The following is a 19,780-nucleotide window of genomic DNA, read 5'->3' on the forward strand; positions in this document are numbered from 1 at the left end:
CCCCCACCCGGCACATCCGCTGCACCGAGATGCCCGATGACATTGGAGATTGAGGTCTACCCACCGGTGAACGGCAACCAGTACGTGATGCTGGGCGGCCGGCTGGACACGCTGAGCCACGCGCAGCTGGACCAGGCGCTGGCCCCGATGCTGGCCGCGCGCCCGCAGGCGCTGGTGCTGGACCTGGCGCACCTGGACTACATCAGCAGCGCCGGCGTGCGCAGCATCCTGAAGGCACGCAAGGCGCTGGCCCCGCACGAGGGGCGGCTGCTGGTGGTGCACCCGCAGGAACAGATCCGCAAGGTGATCGAGATCGTGCAGGCCGTGCCGATGGACGAGATCTTCGAGTCCACCGCCGACGCCGACGCCTACCTCGACGCGCTGCAGCGGCGCATTCTCGATGGCGAGGAAGACCAGTGACGTTAGCTAGCCGGCAAGTCCAAAGCCCCGGGTGAAGTACCACAGCATGATGATGGCGTTGACGACACCATGAACTACGGCTCTCTGTGCCGAGCTGAACCCCTTCGCCAGTGCGAACCAGCACAGGACCATTGACACGGCGAATGCCCAGATCATCGCGCCTGTGTGAACCAGTGCAAAAACTGCGGAAACAAACAGCGACGCCCACCAACGACCGATAATCCCCACTGCCCCCTGCAGCAGGAGATGGCGCACCACTTTTTCTTCGAAGATCGGCGCCGTCAGCACGGCACTGGAACATCCCACTACAAGTGCGATCACACTTGCATTCGCAATATCGAAGAACTGGGTGTTGCCCCAAGCGAATATTGCCACCCAAGCAAGCGCCAAGGCAGCGCCGATGGCACATAGAAGCAGGAAAAGCCTGCTGCTCCATCGAACGATATTGACCTCGGGATAGAGCTTCATCAACACCAGCGCCACCAGTAGCTCCGCGAGGGGCTTTGCACCCACTGCACCGACGTGGCTCATCAGTGCAACCATGGCACCGCACAACAGGGAGCCGAGGCTTCCGGCAAGGAATAGCCCAGCGGATTCCGATCTCGAAAGCACTGTCATGTTGCTTCGCACGGGACCGAAGAAGGAGGAGAGCGGAGCCACCCCTTTCCGACGCACTCAGAAGACGCGCGTGATGATGCCAGGGACAGTGATCGGGCTCACTGCCAGAAAGGACCAAACAGCCTTTGCTGCGTATCCCCAGTCAGCTCCGGTACCCGTGCATGAAACCGACGTATCCGTACCGACGGACACGGTACAGGTCATCTCTCCCCCTTCGACGCAATCCAGCTCTTTCATTTTCAGCGTACGCATCTTGAATCTCCTTCAGTGTAGTCGCGCCCACTCCATTGCGAGGCGCGCCCCGAATCTATCGGGCGTTCAAACGTATCAGTCCACCTCTCGGAAAACCATGCGCGCGAGATGGCATTCCGTGACAATTCGTGTCATCTCACAACAAGTACCCTTTGCAATTCAGTCTCTTGGAATTCCCTGTCAGCAGGACTGTACAAGTTCAGTCAGAATTGCTGACACTCGCCCGAGATCAACGCAGCAGCCGCGGATGCCGGGAGCCAAGGAAGAAACCTGGTTGTCGTAGGAATGACGTGAGTCGCGACGGCATGAATCAGGCGTCCTGGCCTCTGATGGCAGACGGTCGCGACTCATGTCGCTCCTGCAGCATCCGCAATAAAAAACGCCCCGCATGCGGGGCGTTTTCCGTTCCGGCGATTCGCCGTGCCTCAACCCGGCCCGCTGCGCTCGGCCTCGCGTTGCTGGCGGATCTGCGCGTCCACGGCGGCGATGGCGGTCATGTTGATCACCCGCCGCGGCGTGGCGCTGGTGGTCAGGATGTGTACCGGCTTGGAGATGCCCATCAGGATGGGGCCGATGGCCACGCCATCGGTGACCACGCGCACCATGTTGTAGGCGATGTTGGCCGCATCCAGGTTGGGCAGCACGAACAGGTTCGCGCGCCCGCTCAGCGTGCTGCCCGGCATGATCCGGTTGCGCAGCACTTCGTCCCAGGCAGTGTCGCCCTGCATCTCGCCGTCCACGTTGAGGTCCGGCTTGCGCTTGAGCAGCAGCTCGCGCACCTTGCGCATCTTCAGCGAGCCCGGGGTTTCGTGGCTGCCGAAGTTGGAGTGCGACAGCAGCGCGATGCGCGGCTCGATGCCGAACAGCTTCAGCCGGTAGGCCGCCTGCAGCGTGGCCTCGGCGATCTGCTCGGCGGTGGGGTCGTCCTGCACGTGCGTGTCCAGGAAGAAGTACGCGCCCTGGTTGTTGATCACGCCGGTCATGGCCGAGGTGGACTGCACGCCCGGATCCAGCGGAATCATGCTGCGCACATAACCCAGCTTCTTGTGGAAGCGCCCGACGATGCCGGTGATCAGCGCATCCGCCTCGCCGCGCGCCACCATCACCGAGGCGATCAGCGTGGGCCGCGAACGCATCAGGTTCTTCGCCGCCGCCGGGGTCACGCCGCGGCGCGCGGTCAGCGCGTGGTAGTGCTGCCAGTAGTCGTTGAAGCGCGGATCGTCGTTCTGGTTGGTCAGCTCGAAATCCACGCCCGCGCGCATGCGCAGGCCCAGGCGCTGGATGCGCGCGTCGATCACTTCGGGGCGGCCGATCAGGATGGGGAAGGCCAGGCCTTCGTCGATCACCGTCTGCACGGCGCGCAGCACGGTCTCTTCCTCGCCTTCGGCGTACACCACGCGCTTGATGTCGGCGCGGGCGCGGTCGTACACCGGCTTCATCATCAGGCTGGTGCGGTAGACGAACTGGCCCAGCTTCTCGCGGTAGGCCCACATGTCGGCGATCGGCCGCAGGGCCACGCCGGAATCCATGGCGGCCTGCGCCACCGCGGCGGCCACTTCCACCAGCAGGCGCGGATCGAACGGGCGCGGGATGAGGTATTCGGGGCCGAAGCAGGGCACGTCGTCGCCGTAGGCGCTGCCCAGGTCGGACGCTTCGCGGCGCGCCAGGTTGGCGATGGCATGCACGCAGGCCACCTTCATCGCCTCGTTGATGACGGTGGCGCCCACGTCCAGCGCGCCGCGGAAGATGTACGGGAAGCAGAGCGCGTTGTTGACCTGGTTCGGGTAGTCGCTGCGGCCGGTGCCGATGATGGCGTCCGGGCGCACGGCCTTGGCGTCGGCCGGCGAGATCTCGGGGTTGGGGTTGGCCAGCGCCAGGATGACGGGCTTGTCCGCCATGGTGGCGACCATCTCCGGCTTCAGGATGCCGCCGGCCGACAGGCCCAGGAAGATGTCCGCGCCGTCGACGATCTCGGCCAGCGAACGCTTGCCGGTGTCGCGCGCGTAGCGCGCCTTGTCCGGGTCCAGGTTCGGGCGACCGGTGTAGATCACGCCGTCGCGGTCGAAGGCCAGGATGTTCTCCGGTTTCAGGCCCAGCGCCACCAGCATGTCCAGGCAGGCGATGCCCGCCGCACCGGCGCCGCTGGTGGCCAGCTTCACCTCGCCGATCTTCTTGCCCACCACCTCCAGCGCATTGACCACCGCCGCGCCGACGATGATCGCGGTGCCGTGCTGGTCGTCGTGGAAGACCGGGATGTTCATCCGCTCGCGCAGCTTGCGCTCGACGATGAAGCACTCCGGCGCCTTGATGTCCTCCAGGTTGATGCCACCGAAGGTGGGTTCGAGCGAGGCGATGATGTCGACCAGCTTGTCCGGGTCGGTCTCGTCGATCTCGATGTCGAACACGTCGATGCCGGCGAACTTCTGGAACAGCACGCCCTTGCCTTCCATCACCGGCTTGCCGGCCAGCGGGCCGATGTTGCCCAGGCCCAGCACCGCGGTGCCGTTGGTGACCACGGCCACCAGGTTGCCGCGCGCGGTCAGCTCGCTGGCACTGGTGGGATTGTCGACGATCGCCTCGCAGGCATAGGCCACGCCCGGCGAATAGGCCAGCGCCAGGTCGCGCTGGGTCAGCATCGGCTTGGTCGGCGCGACCTTGATCTTGCCGGGCGGGGATTGCCGGTGGTATTCCAGCGCGGCCTGCTTGAAATCGTCGTTCGTCATCGCGGAAATGGTGCCTGTGGTGAAGGCGGGGGAGCGGCAATTCTAACCGGTCCCCGCCAGAGCCGGATTTCGCGGGTGCGGCGTCACGTCACACCACGGTCTGGCGTGCGGCGGTGGTCGCGGCCCCGCACGCGCAGGCATGGCCGTGGTGCCTGCGCGGATGCGGCGGCGCCTGCGTCAGTCGGCCGTGAGCCGCATCGGGTCGCCCGGCCCGGCGGCGGGGTCCGGCGCGGCGGCGATGGGCGTGGAAGGCCCGCCCAGCGCGCGCGCCAGCGCGTCGCGGTCCAGCGCGTTCTCCCAGCGCGCCACCACCAGCGTGGCCACCGCATTGCCGGTGAAGTTGGTCAGCGAACGGCATTCGCTCATGAAGCGGTCGATGCCCAGGATCAGCGCCATGCCGGCGACCGGCACTTCCGGCACCACGGCGAGCGTCGCGGCCAGGGTGATGAAGCCGGCGCCGGTGACGCCGGCGGCGCCCTTGGAACTCAGCATCGCCACCAGCAGCAGCATGATCTGGTGGCCCAAGCTCAGCTCGGTGTTGGTGGCCTGGGCGATGAACAGCGCGGCCAGGGTCATGTAGATGTTGGTGCCGTCCAGGTTGAACGAGTAGCCCGTCGGCACCACCAGCCCGACCACCGATTTGGACGCACCGGCGCGCTCCATCTTTTCCATCAACGACGGCAGCGCGGATTCGGAGGAGGAAGTGCCCAGCACCAGCAGCAACTCGGCCTTGAGGTAGCGGATCAGGCGGAAGATCGAGAAGCCGCACCACCACGACACCAGCCCGAGGATGACGATCACGAACAGCAGCGAGGTGAGGTAGAACGACCCGACCAGCCACCCCAGGTTGACCAGCATGCCGACGCCGTACTTGCCGATGGTGAAGGCGATGGCGCCGAAGGCGCCGATCGGCGCGGCCCGCATCAGCATGTGCACCAGCCGGAACACCGGCGTGGTCAGCGCCTCCAGCAGGTTCAGCACCGGGCGTCCCTTCTCGCCGACCATCGCCAGCGACAGGCCGAACAGCACGGCGACGAACAGCACCTGCAGGATGTTGTCGCCCACCAGCGGACTGACCAGGGTCTTGGGGATGATGTCCATCAGGAAGCCGACCAGCGACAGTTCGTGCGATTTCTGCACGTAGTCGTTGACCGCGGACTGGTCCAGGTCGGCCGGGTTGATGTTCATGCCGGCGCCGGGCTGCACCACGTGCGCCACGACCATCCCGACCACCAGCGCCAGCGTGGAGAAGAACAGGAAGTAGGCCATCGTCTTGGCGAACACGCGGCCGACCGTGCGCAGCTGGGTCATGCCGGCGATGCCGGTGACGATGGTCAGGAAGATCACCGGCGCAATGATCATCTTCACCAGCTTGATGAAGGCATCGCCCAGCGGCTTCATCGCTTCGGCCAGCGCCGGCTCGAAATGGCCCAGCGTCGCGCCCAGCACGATGGCCACGACCACCTGGACGTAGAGTTGCTTGTACAGCGGCTGCCGGGATGGCGGCAGGACGGCGGCTTCGGCCAGGTGCATGGGAAGGCTCCGGGTGCGGGCAGGGCGCCGCCCGGATCGGCGGCCCGGATGTTGTACCCCCGCTTCGCCGCGGCACCGATAACCTATTGGTACTAGCCCACGCCGCGGCGGTGCGCCCGTAGACTGGCCACCATGCTGCGCACGCGCCGCCACCGCCAGACCCTGCTCATCGTGCTGCTCACCGTGGGGGGCGCGGTGTTGGCCATGACGATGGCCTACCGCTGGGCCGTCGCGCGCGCCCAGCGCGACGAGACGGCCCAGCTGCACCGCCAGCTGGGCCTGCACTCGCAGGCGCTGCAGCAACGCATCGACCGCTACCGCACCCTGCCGCAGGTGCTGGCCCAGGATCCGGACCTGCGCCGCGCGCTGTCGGGGCCGGTGGATGACGCGCGCCGCGATGCGCTGAACCGGCGCCTGGAGGATGCCAACAGCGTCACCCGCTCCTCCACGCTCACCCTGATCGACCGCCGCGGCATCGCGCTGGCGGCCAGCAACTGGCGCGGACCTTCCAGCAACGTCGGCGAGGATTACAGCTTCCGTCCCTACGTGCAGCAGGCGCTGCGCCACGGGCGCGGCCAGTTCTACGGCATCGGCCTGACCACGGGCGAGCCCGGCTACTTCCTGTCCCAGGCCATCACCGGTAGCGACGGGCGGGTCGCCTGCCTGGTCGTCATCAAGATCGAGCTGGACGCGCTGGAGCAGGAGTGGCTGCAGACGCCGGACATCGTGCTGGTCAGCGACGCGCACGACGTGATCTTCCTCGCCAGCGGCGACGCCTGGCGCTACCGCACGCTGCGCCCGCTCACCGCGCGCGACCGGCGCGACATGGCCGCCACGCGCCAGTATGCGCATCAGCCGCTCCCACCGCTGCGCGTGCAGGCGCTGTCCTCGGATCCGGACAGCGCGCGCCGCGTGCGCGTGCTGGACCCGCCGCTCGCCGGACCGGTGCTGTGGCAGTCGGTGGCGCTCCCGGGCGAAGGCTGGCGCCTGCACCTGCTGCACGACGCGGCCTCGATCGATGCGGCAGCGCGCACAGCGGCGGTCGCGGCCGGCGGCGGCTGGCTGGCGCTGTCGTTCCTGGCGTTGTTCATGCAGCAGCGGCGGCGCCTGGCCGCACTGCGGCAGCGCAGCCGCGCCGAACTGGAAGCCGTGCTGCAGCAGCACGCGCAGGAACTGCGCACGGCCCAGGACGGCATCGTCGAAGCTGCGCGCTCGGCCGATGCGGGCCTCAGCCGCAGCCTGGAACACCTGCCGCAGGGCGTGGTGATCATCGACGCCGACCTGCGCCTGGTGGCGTGGAACTCGCGCTACCTGGACCTGTTCCGCTTCCCGCCGGACCTGATCCACGTCGGCCGGCGGATCGAGGACGTGTTCCGCTACAACGCGCGTCGGGGCCTGCTGGGTCCGGGCCCGGTAGAGGAGGCGATCCAACGCCGGCTGGACCACCTGCGCAGCGGCAAGCCGCACATGCGCGAGAGCGAGAAGGAGGACGGCGTGGTGCTGGAGATCCGCGGCAACCCGTTGCCGGACGGCGGCTTCGTCACCAGCTATGCCGACATCACCAGCTACAAGACCGCCGCCCGCGAGCTGCGCTCGCTGGCCGATGCGCTGGAGCATCGCGTGGAGGAACGCACGCGCGCGCTGGCCCAGGCCACCCAGGCGGCCGAGGACGCCAACCGCTACAAGACGCGCTTCGTCGCCTCGGCGGTGCACGACCTGCTGCAGCCACTGAATGCGGCGCGCATGTTCGTCTCCGCGCTGCGCGGGCGCCTGCCCGACGACGAGGCGCGTCGCATCGCCGACCATGTGGACAACGCGCTGGTCGCCCAGGACGCGATCCTCAACAGCCTGCTGGACATCGCGCGGCTGGAGTCCGGTGCGCTGCCCACGCGCGTGGGCGACTTCGCGCTCGCGCCGCTGCTGGAGACGCTGGTGCGCGAGTTCGGCATCCTCGCCGCCGACCGCGGACTGAGGCTGGAAAGCGTGCCGACGCGCGCCGTCGTGCGCAGCGACGAAGCCCTGCTGCGGCGCATCCTGCAGAACTTCCTGTCCAACGCGGTCCGCTACACGGCGCGCGGGCGCATCGTGCTGGGCTGCCGGCGCACCGCCGACGGCGTCCGCATCGAAGTGCACGACACCGGGCCCGGCATTCCCGCCGCGCACCAGCGGGAGATCTTCGAGGAATTCCGCCGGCTGGACGATGGCGTCAACAGCGACCGCGGCGCCGGCCTGGGCCTGGCCATCGTCGAGCGCATCGCGCGGCTGCTCGGCCATCCCATCGGCCTGCGTTCCTCGCCCGGTCGCGGCAGTGTCTTCAGCGTGTCCGTCCCGCGTGGCGACGCCGCGACGGCGGTCGCCCCTCCGCCCACCGCTGCCGAGCCGGACGACGGCTCCTCGCTGCAGGGCTGCGCGGTGTGGTGCATCGACGACGATCCCCGCGTTCGCGAGGCGGCGCGCGCGCTGCTCGAACGCTGGTCGTGCCGGGTCACCCTGGCCGCGGGCGCGGACGAAGCGCTGGCGGCGGCGCGCGCCGATGCGGTGCCCGACCTGGTGCTACTGGATGTCCGCCTGGGCGCGGTCACGGGCCCCGAGCTGTACGGGGCCCTGGCCAGGCGCTGGAAGCGCGAGGTGGCGGTGATCCTGGTCACCGCCGAACGCGACGACGCCGTGCGCGCGCTGGCCCGGCAGCATGGCTGGGGCTTCCTGTCCAAGCCGGTGAAGCCGGCCGCCCTGCGCGCACTGATGATGCAGACCCTGCTGCGCGGCCGCGAGCGGTAGCCGCCCCCGGGCGTGGGCCGCACTACCGGTCGGCGCCCCCTTCCTGCTCCAGTGCCTTCACCAGCAGCGCGGCCTGGGTGCGGCTGTTGCATTCCAGCTTCTTGAGGATCGCGGTGACGTGCACCTTCACCGTGTTCTCGGCCAGGCCGAATTCGTAGGCGATCTGTTTGTTCAGCAGACCATCGGCCAGGCTGAGCAGCACGCGGAACTGCTGCGGGGTGAGCTGGGCCAGCCGCGCTGCCAGCCGCGCATCGGCTTCCGAGCGTTCGGCGGTGATCGGGGGGAACCAGGTACCGCCGTCCAGCACCGCACGCACCGCGGTCCCGATGACCTCCACCGGCGAGGACTTGGGGATGAACCCGGCCGCGCCGAACTGCTGAGCGCGGCGGATCACCGGCGGATGGTCGTTGGACGAGATGACGATCACCGGCACGTCCGGGCGTTCGCCGCGCAGGTACACCAGCGAGGAAAACCCGCGCGCCCCCGGCATGGTCAGGTCGAGCAGGATCAGGTCGCAGTCGGGGTCGTCGGCCAGCGCCGCGGTCAGCGCCGAAGCGCTGGCCGCTTCCCGCCAGGACACCGGCCCCAGCAGTCCGTCCAGCGCATGCACCACCGCCGCGCGGAACAGCGGATGGTCGTCGGCGATGAGGATCTTGTGCGCAGTCATGGCGCCAGTCTGGCACGGCACGCCGGCGTTGCGCCGCTGCCGCGCAGCGGCGCGGCGCGCGTCGGCGCCCTAGTACCAATGCGTTATTGGTGGCCGGCACCCCCGCTGCCATCGTGCCGGGCACCGCCACCGACGCCGCCTCCGCCATGCATCCCGATCCGCGCGCATCCCGCTATGCCCTCGCCGCCGTCCTCCTGCTGCTTGCCGGGACTGCGCTGGCGGACAGCGACGGGGACCGGCCCGTCACCGCCAAGGTGGGCGGTCGCCTGCATTGGGATATCGCCCGCTTCGACAACGATGCGCGCGGCACGCCCAATGCGGACGATGCGGACCTGCGCGCGGCCTGGCTGGACCTGTCGGGCAGGTTCTACGGCCTGGGCTACAAGCTTGAAGCCGACTTCGCCGGCGACGAAGTGCTCGCGCGCGATGTCTACCTCACCCGCAAGTTCGCGGCCGGCACCCTCACCCTGGGCCAGTTCAAGCAGTACGTCACCCTGGACGACCGCGTCAGTTCCAACCATACCGTCTTCGTCGAACGCAGCTACCTGGGCCAGGCGCTGGCACCCACCTACCGGCTGGGCGCGGCTTGGCTGTCGGCACGCGACGGCTACACGCTGGGCGGTGGCGTCTACAGCCTGGAAAGCATCGACGTGTGGCAGACCCGCGGCCGCGCCGCGGCGATGCGCGCCAGCCATGCGCCATGGCGCGAGGCCGGACACGTGCTGCACGTGGGCGTGTCGGCGGCACGCGAGGACTACGACCATCCCGGTGCCGGCGGTGCTGCGGCGCTGCGCGTGCGCGTGCGTCCGGCGGGCGTGTTCTCCGACAACAGCCGGCTCACCGTGCTCGACTTCGCCGACGGACGGGACACCCGGGTATCGAAGGCGTCGCTGGAGCTGGCCGGCGTGAACGGCGCATTCTCCTACCAGGGCGAGGCCGCCGTCGCGCGGTATGCCGACGGACAGCAGACCGGGCGGCTGACTGCCGCCTACCTCCAGGCCGCCTGGATGCTGACCGGCGAGATCCGCCCCTACGATGCCAAGCATGGGCGCTTCGGCCGCATCCAGCCGGCCGCGCGCGGGGGCGCGTGGGAAGTGGCACTGCGCTATGACGCGCTCGGCGGGCGGCAGCGCGTGGACGGCGGGCCGACCCAACGCGATCGCGCCGTCGACGCCTGGACGGCGGGTGTGAACTGGTATCCGCGCCCGCACCTGCGGCTGATGCTGGACTACACCGACAGCCGCAGCCGCGACCGGCAGCTGGGCACGGTACTGGACCGCACGCGGGCCGTGGCTGGACGGCTGCAGGTGGACTTCTGACGCACGAGGGTTTCAGCCGCCCGTCGGATCGGCGAGCCGGTCCAGGCGGATGCGGTTGGCGAACAGCGAAAACGCCAGCACGCCGGCCAGGCCGTTGGCGCGGCTGACCCAGCGCGGCAGCCAGCGCGGCGGGGCCAGCACGCCGTCCTCGAACAGGGGCTCGAAGGCGGCAACGTCCTCCAGCGTCATCTTGCCGGCGAACAACCGCCGGCACAGCCGCAACCGGTCCTGCTGCAGCGAGCGGCGGAAGAAGGTGTGCACGCCGATCAGGCCGCGCAGGTACACCGTGTCCTTGGTGAAGGCCGCCCCGCCGGTGGTGGGCACGCCGCGGAACACCCGCTGCGCCGAGGAGAAGCTTTCCGCCTGGCTCTGCCCCGCACCGCGGAAATAGTCGAAGACCTGGATGAAGTCGGCGCCGGCCAGGGCCATGGCCACCGCCTCGATGCGCAGGCTGATGCGCTTCATGCGCTCGATGTCGATGCTGCCGGTGATCTGTTCGGCGAAGGTCGCCAGGCCCTCCTGGGTGACGGTCACCCGCGGCGAAGCCAGCGCCAGGCTGGGCAGCACCGTCTGCTCGCGCCCGTTCAAGGCGGTCAGCGAATGCACCAGCGCCTCGTGCTGCAGCAACTGCCGGCGGTCGTAGTCGCTGAAGGCGGCGCCGTGGCGCAGGCGGATGCGGGTGGCGCCGGCCGCCGCCTTGGCGATCAGCGTGGGGTCCAGCTCGACGGTGATGACGCGGCCGTCGAAGAACTCGTCCAGGTCCGCCTGCAACTGCAGCTGCAGGGCGGTGGCCGATACCGGGATGTGTTCTTCCGGAGCCAGCAGTTCGTGGTCCAGGTCGTTGGCGATGGCGATGAAGTGCCCGGCCGCTTCGCGCGTGGTCGGACCGTCGCCGGGCAGGCATTCCTCCGGCGTGCCGAACAGCGCCACCGAGTGCGTGGTCACCGTCGGCGTGCCCAGCGACTCCAGCAACTGCGCGGCGGTGTCCCAGCTGTGCACCGAATCGCGCAGGTAGCATCCCAGCGGATGCGCGGGGTCCGCGGCGGCGGCGATGGCGGCCAGTTCCCGGCGCGCATCGCCGAAGTCCAGGCGCGGGTACTCGATCGCCGGCAGCGCCGGCTGGCCGCGTGCCACGCCCGCCAGGAAGCGGGTCTGGGCGTCGGCCGGCCAACTGGCCAGGCTGAGCAGCCTGATGCCGCGCACGGCCTTGACCAGGCGCTCGTCGAGCGCGGCGTGATGGGCGATGTCGGGCTGCATGGATCCTCCCTGGCGCACACTGTAGCCCAGCGCATGCGGTGGCCGGCACAAGCGCCCACGCCTGGACTATGCTCGGCGCTCTTCCATCGGTGCGGGGGCGGCATGCTGGAACTCGACGCGGTGCAGACGCTGGCCTTCGCCGGCCTGGCCCTCTTCCTCGGTTATGCGCTGTGCCGCGTGGTCCCGCTGTTCAACCGCTACAACCTGCCGGCGCCGGTGATCGGCGGCCTGGTGGTGGCGCTGGCCGTGCTGGTGGCGCGCAGCCGCGAGGTCACCCTGTTCACCCTGGACACCAGCCTGCAGGCGCCGCTGATGATCGCCTTCTTCACCACCATCGGCGTCAACGCCAGCGTGGCGCTGCTGCGGCTGAGCGGCCGGCAGGTGGTGGTCTTCCTGTTGCTGGCGAGCGTGTTCGCGGTGGTGCAGAACCTGCTGGGCATGGCGGTGGCGATGGGGTTCGGCCTGCACCCGCTGTTCGGCGTGCTGGCCGGCTCGACCACGCTGACCGGCGGGCCGGCGACGGGCCTGGCGTTCGCGCCGCTGTTCGAACAGGCCGGCGTGAGCGGTGCGGAATCCATCGCCGTGGCCTCGGCGATGGCCGGCATCCTGTGCGGCGGCCTGCTCGGCGGTCCCGCGGCGACCGTGCTGATCCGCCGTCACAAGCTGTATGGCGGCGTGCGCCTGGGCGCGCCGGACGAATCGGCGGCCGAACCGCTTGGCGCGCGCGATACGCCGGACTTCGCCACCCGCGAATCCAACGCGCTGAAGAGCATCGTGGTGATCCTGGTGGCGATGTGGCTGGGCGCCGGGGTCAGCGCCGGGCTGAGCGCGGCGGGCCTGACCCTGCCCGCCTACGTCGGCGCGATGATGGTGGGCGCGCTGATCCGCTACCTCGACGACCGCACCGGCTGGATCCGCCTGCCGGTGGCCACCACCGACCTGATCGGCAACGTCTGCCTGTCGCTGTTCCTGGCGGTGGCGCTGATGAACCTCAAACTGTGGGAACTGGCCGGCCTGGCCGCGCCGCTGCTGGTCAACTTGGCGCTGCAGGTGGTGGTGGTGGCGCTGTTCTGCGGCGTGGTGTTCCGGGTGATGGGCCGCGACTACGACGCGGCGGTGATGGGCGGCGGCTTCATCGGCTTCATGCTGGGCACCACGGCCAATGCGATGGCGGTGATGCGCACCCTGGTGGAACGCTATGGCATGGCGCCGCGCGCATTCCTGGTGGCGCCGCTGGTGGGCGCGTTCTTCATCGACTTCACCAACGCGCTGATCATCACCGGGTTCATCAATCTGTGGGATTGATCGATCCCTGGAGTTGAACGAGCGTTGATACTCATCGACCGTCATCCCGGCGAAGGCCGGGATGACGATAGGGGCATACGGCTAGCGCTTGCCGTATTTGTCGGCCAGCCGCTTGTTCAACGCCTTGTTCTGCACTTTCGCATTGGCCTTGTCGGCCAGGCGCGAGGCCAGCTTGTCGGCCGCCGCGGCGACTTCGTCGCGCAGCTTGAGGTAGTTGAGGAAGCGGCCCTCGTCCAGCTCCTCGCGCTCGATCGCCGCACGCACGGCGCAGCCCGGTTCGCGCTGGTGCGAGCAGTCGCGGAACCTGCACTGCGCCGCCAGCGCTTCGATGTCGGCGAAGCCGCCGTCGGCCAGGTCTTCCTCACCGGTGGGCTTGAGTTCGCGCATGCCGGGGGTGTCGATCAGGCAGGCGCCAGCGGGCAGCGGAATGAGCGCGCGGAACGTGGTGGTGTGGCGCCCGCGCGAGTCGCTTTCGCGGACTTCGCCGGTCTTCATGCGCTCGTCGCCGAGCAGGGTGTTGGTCAGCGTGGACTTGCCCGCGCCCGACGACCCCACCAGCACCACCGTATGGCCCGGTTCCAGCCACGGGGCCAGCTGCGCGACGCTGCCGGCATCCTTCGCATTGACGGTGAACACCGGCACGCCCTGCGCGGTGAGGTCGGCCAGCACCTCCACCGCGTCCTCGGCGTATTCGGTGCGGTCGGCCTTGGTCAGCACCACCACCGGCTGCGCGCCGCCGCCACCGACCAGCAGCAGGTAGCGCTCGATGCGGCGCGGATTGAAGTCCGCGTCCAGGCCGCAGACGATGAACACCGTATCCACGTTCGCGGCGATCACCTGCTGGTGGTAGTGCTCGCCGGCCGCCCCGCGCTTGATCCCGGTATGGCGCGGCAGCAGCGCCACGATGCGCGGGCGCCGGGAGGCGGCGCCCTCCAGCAGCACCCAGTCGCCGACGGCGGGGCGTTCGTGGGCGGGGAACCGCGGACGCTGCCATTCGGGAAGCGACTCGGCCTTGACGCCCACGCCCGGCGCATCGGCCACCACGTAGCCCGAGCGGTGCTGCTCGATGACACGTGCCGGGGTGGCGCCGGGATGGGCTTCCATCGCGGCCCGCCAGGCGCTGTCCTCCGGTTTCCCCGTGTAAGGCCAGCCGATCGACCGCAGAAGGGTGACGTCGGGCACGCTGGGGACGGGGGTTTCGGGCATGGCGCGCATTCTAGACGGCCCCTGAAGCCGACGGGGCCGGACGGCCCAAATATCCGCTAAGCTGGCCCTCCCCAACTCATTCGCCCCTCCGCGGTTCCGCCATGCCCACCCCGCCCGTCAAACCGCTCGCCACGCGCGAACGCCTGTCCGAAGTCCGCTACGAGATCCGGGGCGAACTGGCACGGCGAGCCCGCGAGCTGGAGGCCCAGGGGCAGAAGCTGATCAAGCTGAACATCGGCAACCCGGGCGCCTTCGGTTTCCGCGCGCCGGAGCACCTGCAGCGCGCGATCGCCGACGACATGGGCCGCACCGATCCGTACACCCACCAGCAGGGCCTGCCCGCCGCACGCGACGCCATCGCCGCGGTGTATGCCCGGCGCGGCACGCCGGATGCGCACCCGGACCGCGTGTTCGTCGGCAACGGCGTGTCGGAACTGATCGACCTGTCGCTGCGGGCACTGCTCAACCCCGGCGACGAAGTGCTGGTGCCCTCGCCCGACTATCCGTTGTGGTCGGCCGCCACCATCCTCAACGATGGCCGCCCGGTGTATTACCGCTGCGATCCGGACAACGATTTCCTGCCCGATCCGGTCGAGATCGAGCAGCTGGTCAGCTCGCGCACCCGCGCCATCGTGCTGATCAACCCCAACAACCCCACCGGCGCGACGTATCCGCGCGAGCTGCTGGAGCGCATCGTCGCCATCGCGGCCAAGCACCGCCTGCTGCTGATGGTCGACGAGATCTACGACCAGGTGCTGTACGACGGCGCGGGCTTCGTGCCGGTGGCGCCGCTGGCCGGCGACGTGCCCTGCATCACCTTCAGCGGCCTGAGCAAGGTGCACCGCGCCTGCGGGTGGCGCGTGGGCTGGGCCGTGGTGTCCGGCCACGGCGACGTGGTGCGCGACTTCCTGCACGCGATGGACCTGCTCAGCGCGCTGCGCCTGTGCGCCAACGTGCCCGGCCAGTACGCCATCGAGGCGGCGGTCAACGGCCCGGATACGATCAGTGCCTTGTGCGCGCCGGGCGGACGCCTGTACGAGACCCGCCGCGCGGTGATCGAGGCCTGCGAGGCCAGCACCCACCTGGCGCTGGTGAACCCGGCCGGCGCGCTGTACGCGTTCCCGTCCGTCGTCGGCGATGCCGCCAAGGGCTTCGACGACCACACGTTCGCGCTGGAACTGATGGAGACCGAAGGCGTGCTGGTCGTGCCGGGCTCCAGCTTCAACGTGCCCTACCGCCACCACTTCCGCGTCACCCTGTTGCCCGATGCGGCCACCATGCGCGAAGTCTTCGCCCGCATCGACCGGGCCCTGACGCGCCGCGCGGAAGCGGCCACCAAGGTGGTGCCGATCAAGGGCAAGCCGCGGCCGGCGGCGGCGTAAGCCGGATGGCATGTGGGGGAGCGACGCAAGTCGCGAAGCGTTTTCCAATGGGCCTATCGCGACTGACGTCGCTCCCACCTACAGGGTAGGCATCAATGACCACGATCTCCGCCCCGCATACCACCGCCCTCACCACCGAACTGCGCTACCTCGCGCTGGGCGATTCCTACACCATCGGCGAGGCGGTGGACGACGCCGGCCGCTGGCCCCTGCAACTGGCCCGCCTGCTGCGGCAGGAGGGCGTGCTGCTCGGCGACCCGCGCATCATCGCCACCACCGGCTGGACCACCGACGAACTGGATGCCGCCATCACCGCCGCCGAACCGCTGGGCCAGTACGACTTCGTCACCCTGCTGATCGGCGTGAACAACCAGTACCGCGGCCGCGACGTGGAGGAATACCGCACGCAGTTCGCCGCACTGTTGTGGCGCGCCATCGGCCTGGCGGGCAACCGGCCCGGACGGGTGCTGGTGCTGTCGATTCCCGACTGGGGCGTGACCCCGTTCGGGGCGCAGTCCGGCCGCGATGTCGCACAGGTCGCACGCGAACTGGATGCCTACAACCTGGCGGCGCGCCAGGCCTGCACGCAACGCGGCGTGGCCTTCGTCGACATCACCTCAGTCAGTCGGGCGCAGGGTGCCCAGCCCGGGATGGTGGCCGATGACGGCCTGCATCCGTCCGCCGCGATGTACGCCGAGTGGACGCGACTCGCGTTTCCGGTGGCCCATCACCTGCTGGCGTAGCGTGCGCTGCGCGCACCACCCATGAATCCGTCAGCGCGCGTCGTGCGCATGGCGCAGGCTACGCGGCGGCGATGGCCGCCAGCGGCGCCGCATCCGACTCCGGCAGCACCGTGCGATAACCCTGTGCGTCCAGCCACGCCAGCAGCTGTGCCAGGATCGCCACGTTGTGCCCGTGCGCCGCGCCCTCATGCAGCAGCACGATGGCGCCGGGCGCGATGCCGCGGGTGATGCGCGCCAGCACCTGGTCGGGCCGGCAGTCCACGCCGTCGAAGCCGCGCGCGCTCCAGGCCACGCGCGCCAGACCGTGCCGTTTCAGCGACAGCCCCACGAACGGGTTGGTCATGCCCACCACGCTGCGGTACCAGCGCGGCGTCTGCCCGGTGATCGCGGTGAGGATGGACTGCGTGCGGCCGATCTGGTCTTCCATGGCGGCCGGACCCAGCCGCCAGAAGCGCGTATCGGGGTGATCGGCGCTGTGGTTGCCGATGCCATGGCCGCGGTCGCGGATGGCCTGGACCCGCGCCGGATGCGCCCGGGCCCGTTCGCCCACCAGGAAGAACGTGGCCCGGGCCCGGTGGCGGTCCAGCAACTCCAGCATCGCGGCGGTCTCGTCAGAGGGCCCGTCGTCGATGGTCAGCCAGACCACCCGCTCGGCCGTCGGCAACCGCGACAGGGCCGGGCAGAACAGGGTGGCGCGCGGATGCAGCGTGGCCGCGACCACCAGCAGGTGGGTGGCCACCATCACCGGCAGGCCGATCTGCCAGCCGAACCGCCACCACAGGCAGGCCACGCCCACTTGCGAGAGCACCAGCAGGCCCAATATCAGGCCGGGACGGCGCGGCGGACGATGCAGTGTTCCTGTCGTGCTCATGCCCCATGATGCCATGGGGCGTAGAATTCCCCTCCCGCTGACCGGTACCCGTCCATGTCCCTCGATCCCGCCCTGCGCTCGCGCATCGAATCCCTCCTGCAATCCAACCGCGTGGTGCTGTTCATGAAGGGCCAGCCGGCCATGCCGCAGTGCGGCTTCTCGGCCAAGGCGGTGGGCGCGCTGTCGGCACTGGGCGTGGACTACGCGCACGTCAACGTGCTGGCAGACCAGGAGATCCGCGAGGGCATCAAGGTCTACGGCGACTGGCCGACCATCCCGCAGCTGTACATCGACGGCGAACTCGTCGGCGGCAGCGACATCATCGAGCAGATGACCAACTCCGGCGAGCTGGCCACGCTGCTGGGCCTGGAAGCGCCGGACCGCACGCCGCCGGCGATCACCATCACCCCGGCCGCCGCCGAGATGCTGCAGAACGCGGTGGCCGACGCCGGCCCGGGCGCGGCGCTGGCGCTGTCGATCAATGCGCAGTTCCAGCCGAACTTCCAGCTGGCGCAGTTCGACGCCAACGCCATCGCCAGCGAATCCAACGGCGTGCGCGTGCAGTTCGACCTGGCCAGCGCGCGCCGCGCCGACGGCATCACCATCGACTGGGTGGACGACATCCGCGGCAAGGGCCTGGCGATCGACAACCCGAACGCGCCCCGTCCCGTGCAGGCGCTGTCGCCGATGGACGCCGACGCCAAGGTGCGCGCCAGCGAAGTGCTGCTGGTGGACGTGCGCCCGGCCGACGAGCGCGCCATCGCCTCGGTCAAGCTGCCGTTCAAGACCTTCGACGGCAACGGCCGCGCCGAACTGGAAGCGCTGCCGAAGGACACGGCCCTGGCCTTCCTGTGCCGCAGCGGCGGCCGCAGCCAGCAGGCGGCGGAAGAGTTCCGCGCACTCGGCTTCTCGAACGTCTACAACATCACCGGCGGCATCAACGCCTGGGCCGACGACGTGGACGGTACGCTCGGCAAGTACTGAGCCGGCACCTTCCACGGGGCATACGGGAAAGCGGGCTTCGGCCCGTTTTCTTTTTGCACCTGTTCAAGAGCATCGCGCCCATGGGGCGCTCCTACAGAGGAACCCGCTTAGTAGGAGCGCCCCATGGGCGCGATGCCTTCGTTCACGCCCAGCGTCGCACCCCTCGGACCCACGCCGCTCGCCTATCCCGAGAAGCCGCCGCTGGCCAGGTAATCGCGCTCCTCCTGCGTCGACACGCGGCCCAGCGCCTCGTTGCGGTGCGGAAAGCGGCCGAAGCGCGCGATCAGGTCGTAGTGCAGCTGCGCATACCTGATGTAGTTCTCGTCACCGGTGGCCCGGAACAGGCCCAGCGAACGCTGCTGGTCGTCCAGCGCCTCGGAATGCTCGAACGGCATGTAGAAGAAGATCTTCAGCGCCGGATCGACCTGCGCGTCCAAGCCCGCCTCGACGGCCCGCGCGGCGTAGTGCCGGGCCAGGCCGTCGGTGGCATAGGAGTGCGCGCTCTGGCGGAAACAGTTGCGCGGGAACTGGTCCAGCAGCAGTACCAGCGCCAGCGCGCCGTCGGCATCGCCCATCCACCCTTCGAGTTCCCGCCGCGCCGCGCGGAAGTGCAGGCCGCGGAAGCGCTGGTCGAACTCGGCGTCGAACGCATCGTCGTTGGCGAACCACTTCTCGTAGCCGGCGTTCTTCCAGAAGGCGATGACGTCGCTGCTGTTGTCCATGTTCTTCTCCTGTGGAGACTGCGCCGGATACACCTCGATGCACCGGGGCGTTGCCCAACATCATGTAGGAGCGCCCCATGGGCGCGATGCTCTGCTTCTCGAATATCGACAACGGCATCGCGCCCATGGGGCGCTCGTACAGGTGGTGATGGCGGCCTACTCGTCGAACCGCAGATGCCGCACCGACTTCCCGTTGCGGCGGATCAGCCTGAGCGCTTCGATGCCGATGGTGATGTGGTTCTCGACGAACGAGGAGCTGACCTTGGCGTCGCTGGCTTCGGTCTTCACGCCTTCGGGGATCATCGGCTGGTCGCTGACCAGCAGCAGCGCGCCGCAGGGGATGCGGTTGGCGAAGCCGGCGGCGAAGACGGTGGCGGTTTCCATGTCGATGGCCATGCAGCGCATCGCCCGCAGGCGCTCTTTGAACGCGATGTCGTGTTCCCACACGCGGCGATTGGTGGTGAACACCGTGCCGGTCCAGTAGTCGTGGCCCAGGTCGCGGATCATCGTGGACACCGCACGCTGCAACGCGAACGCAGGCAGCGCCGGTACCTGGGGCGGCAGATAGTCATCGCTGGTGCCTTCGCCACGGATGGCGGCGATCGGCAGGATCAGATCGCCCAACTGGTTCTTCCGCTTCAGGCCACCGCACTTGCCCAGGAACAGCACCGCCTTGGGACAGACCGCACTGAGCAGGTCCATCATCGTGGCGGCATTGGGGCTGCCCATGCCGAAGTTGATCATGGTGATGCCGTCGGCGGTGGCGCTGGCCATCGGCCGGTCCAGGCCGACGATGGGCGCGCCCGTCAGCTGCGAGAACACGTTGAGGTAGCCGCCGAAATTGGTCAGCAGGATATGCTCGCCGAACTGGTCCAGCGGCACGCCGGTGTAGCGCGGCAGCCAGTTGTCGACGATCTCGCTCTTGTCCTTCATGGAAGCCTCTTTTTCTTGTTGTTGTACGGCGATTCTGGCACGACTGCGACCGATGCACTTGGCAAGC

At 69.1% G+C, this 19,780-nt stretch carries 17 protein-coding genes; 7 read left to right on the forward strand and 10 right to left on the reverse strand.

What is annotated here, in order from left to right; all coding sequences use genetic code 11:
- Window positions 1-36: 36 nt before the first annotated feature.
- Window positions 37-420, forward strand: a complete 384-nt coding sequence (locus tag MUU77_RS17620) for an STAS domain-containing protein (protein WP_245089697.1) — start codon at window positions 37-39, stop codon at window positions 418-420.
- A 6-nt stretch (window positions 421-426) separates the two neighbouring features.
- Here MUU77_RS17620 and MUU77_RS17625 read toward each other — a convergent pair whose 3' ends face one another.
- The 4 genes from MUU77_RS17625 to MUU77_RS17640 all read right to left on the reverse strand — a co-directional run bounded on the left by MUU77_RS17625 (window position 427) and on the right by MUU77_RS17640 (window position 5,546).
- Window positions 427-951: a CPBP family glutamic-type intramembrane protease gene (locus MUU77_RS17625; RefSeq protein ID WP_245089700.1), complete on the reverse strand. Its 525-nt coding sequence runs from the start codon at window positions 949-951 to the stop codon at window positions 427-429.
- A gap of 144 nt (window positions 952-1,095) precedes the next feature.
- Complete coding sequence (locus MUU77_RS17630; RefSeq protein WP_245089702.1) at window positions 1,096-1,290, reverse strand: hypothetical protein; 195 nt, start codon at window positions 1,288-1,290, stop codon at window positions 1,096-1,098.
- A gap of 425 nt (window positions 1,291-1,715) precedes the next feature.
- Entirely contained in the window at window positions 1,716-4,013 is a 2,298-nt protein-coding gene (locus tag MUU77_RS17635; RefSeq protein WP_245089705.1) for an NADP-dependent malic enzyme, read from the reverse strand.
- A 177-nt stretch (window positions 4,014-4,190) separates the two neighbouring features.
- Window positions 4,191-5,546 (reverse strand): dicarboxylate/amino acid:cation symporter, encoded by a 1,356-nt coding sequence (locus MUU77_RS17640; protein ID WP_245089707.1) that lies wholly within the window; start codon window positions 5,544-5,546, stop codon window positions 4,191-4,193.
- Between the two features lie 135 nt (window positions 5,547-5,681).
- Here MUU77_RS17640 and MUU77_RS17645 point away from each other — a divergent pair, with 135 nt between their 5' ends.
- Complete coding sequence (locus MUU77_RS17645) at window positions 5,682-8,324, forward strand: PAS-domain containing protein (protein WP_245094651.1); 2,643 nt, start codon at window positions 5,682-5,684, stop codon at window positions 8,322-8,324.
- 22 nt (window positions 8,325-8,346) lie between these two features.
- Here MUU77_RS17645 and MUU77_RS17650 read toward each other — a convergent pair whose 3' ends face one another.
- Window positions 8,347-8,991, reverse strand: a complete 645-nt coding sequence (locus tag MUU77_RS17650) for a response regulator transcription factor (protein WP_245089711.1) — start codon at window positions 8,989-8,991, stop codon at window positions 8,347-8,349.
- Between the two features lie 89 nt (window positions 8,992-9,080).
- Between MUU77_RS17650 and MUU77_RS17655 the strand changes: the two genes are divergently transcribed.
- Window positions 9,081-10,310 carry a porin gene (locus MUU77_RS17655; protein WP_245089714.1) on the forward strand — a complete coding sequence of 410 codons (1,230 nt, stop codon included), beginning with the start codon at window positions 9,081-9,083 and terminating at the stop codon, window positions 10,308-10,310.
- Window positions 10,311-10,322: 12 nt separating this feature from the next.
- Here MUU77_RS17655 and MUU77_RS17660 read toward each other — a convergent pair whose 3' ends face one another.
- Window positions 10,323-11,567, reverse strand: a complete 1,245-nt coding sequence (locus tag MUU77_RS17660) for a flavohemoglobin expression-modulating QEGLA motif protein (protein WP_245089717.1) — start codon at window positions 11,565-11,567, stop codon at window positions 10,323-10,325.
- Between the two features lie 102 nt (window positions 11,568-11,669).
- Between MUU77_RS17660 and gltS the strand changes: the two genes are divergently transcribed.
- A complete protein-coding gene (gltS, locus tag MUU77_RS17665) occupies window positions 11,670-12,872 on the forward strand; it encodes a sodium/glutamate symporter (RefSeq protein ID WP_245089719.1) in 1,203 nt (400 codons plus the stop codon).
- An 81-nt stretch (window positions 12,873-12,953) separates the two neighbouring features.
- On the opposite strand, the gene rsgA is transcribed toward gltS, so the two are convergent.
- Window positions 12,954-14,087, reverse strand: a complete 1,134-nt coding sequence (gene rsgA, locus MUU77_RS17670; RefSeq protein ID WP_245089721.1) for a ribosome small subunit-dependent GTPase A — start codon at window positions 14,085-14,087, stop codon at window positions 12,954-12,956.
- Between the two features lie 92 nt (window positions 14,088-14,179).
- Between rsgA and MUU77_RS17675 the strand changes: the two genes are divergently transcribed.
- Both MUU77_RS17675 and MUU77_RS17680 read left to right on the forward strand, forming a co-directional pair.
- Window positions 14,180-15,460 carry a pyridoxal phosphate-dependent aminotransferase gene (locus MUU77_RS17675; RefSeq protein WP_245089722.1) on the forward strand — a complete coding sequence of 427 codons (1,281 nt, stop codon included), beginning with the start codon at window positions 14,180-14,182 and terminating at the stop codon, window positions 15,458-15,460.
- A 95-nt stretch (window positions 15,461-15,555) separates the two neighbouring features.
- A complete protein-coding gene (locus MUU77_RS17680) occupies window positions 15,556-16,203 on the forward strand; it encodes an SGNH/GDSL hydrolase family protein (protein WP_245089724.1) in 648 nt (215 codons plus the stop codon).
- A gap of 58 nt (window positions 16,204-16,261) precedes the next feature.
- Here the strand turns inward: MUU77_RS17680 and MUU77_RS17685 are convergent, their stop codons facing one another.
- Window positions 16,262-17,074 (reverse strand): polysaccharide deacetylase family protein, encoded by an 813-nt coding sequence (locus MUU77_RS17685; RefSeq protein WP_245089726.1) that lies wholly within the window; start codon window positions 17,072-17,074, stop codon window positions 16,262-16,264.
- Between the two features lie 54 nt (window positions 17,075-17,128).
- On the opposite strand from MUU77_RS17685, the gene grxD reads away from it, so the two are divergent.
- On the forward strand, window positions 17,129-18,058 hold the full coding sequence (gene grxD / locus MUU77_RS17690) for a Grx4 family monothiol glutaredoxin (RefSeq protein ID WP_245089728.1): 930 nt from the start codon (window positions 17,129-17,131) through the stop codon (window positions 18,056-18,058).
- Between the two features lie 182 nt (window positions 18,059-18,240).
- On the opposite strand, the gene MUU77_RS17695 is transcribed toward grxD, so the two are convergent.
- Both MUU77_RS17695 and MUU77_RS17700 read right to left on the reverse strand, forming a co-directional pair.
- Window positions 18,241-18,780, reverse strand: a complete 540-nt coding sequence (locus MUU77_RS17695) for a DUF924 family protein (RefSeq protein ID WP_245089730.1) — start codon at window positions 18,778-18,780, stop codon at window positions 18,241-18,243.
- 156 nt (window positions 18,781-18,936) lie between these two features.
- Window positions 18,937-19,713: an AMP nucleosidase gene (locus MUU77_RS17700; protein ID WP_245089733.1), complete on the reverse strand. Its 777-nt coding sequence runs from the start codon at window positions 19,711-19,713 to the stop codon at window positions 18,937-18,939.
- Between the last annotated feature and the right edge of the window lie 67 nt (window positions 19,714-19,780).

Source organism: Pseudoxanthomonas sp. F37 (assembly GCF_022965755.1).
Taxonomy (GTDB): Bacteria; Pseudomonadota; Gammaproteobacteria; order Xanthomonadales; family Xanthomonadaceae; genus Pseudoxanthomonas_A.